Source organism: Paraburkholderia sp. BR10954 (assembly GCF_040965775.1).
Lineage (GTDB): Bacteria > Pseudomonadota > Gammaproteobacteria > Burkholderiales > Burkholderiaceae > Paraburkholderia > Paraburkholderia youngii.
Genome location: NZ_JBFRCK010000232.1, coordinates 1 through 431, shown reverse-complemented (window position 1 = coordinate 431; position 431 = coordinate 1). Strand labels below are relative to the sequence as shown.

The 431-nt window shown below is 64.3% G+C and carries 1 protein-coding gene; it reads right to left on the bottom strand.

The annotated features are described in order from the left end of the window. Nucleotides 1-431: AAA family ATPase (locus AB4Y34_RS42015; protein WP_368719328.1), on the bottom strand; the 431-nt coding region annotated here is incomplete at both ends.

Below are 431 nucleotides of genomic sequence, written 5' to 3'. Positions count from 1 at the left end.
CACGACGACGTTGAAACGGCGCTTGAGGGCGGAGGACAATTCGTTGACGCCCTTGTCGCGGTTGTTGGCGGTGGCGATGATGTTGAAGCCGCGCTGGGCGTAGACGGCGGTGTTGAGCTCCGGGATCGGCATCATCTTTTCCGACAGCACGGTGATCAGCGTGTCCTGCACGTCGCTGCCCATCCGCGTCAGCTCTTCGAAACGGCAGAGCTTGCCGCTCTCCATCGCGCGCATCAGCGGCGTGGGGACGAGTGCTTCGCGGCTCGGTCCGTGTGCGAGCAATTGGGCGTAGTTCCAACCGTAGCGGATCTGGTTTTCGTCTGTCCCCGCCGTGCACTGGATCACGAGGGTCGAATTGCCGGTGATGCCCGCGGCGAGGTGCTCGGAAACCCAGGACTTGGCCGTGCCGGGCACGCCCAGCAGCAACAGGG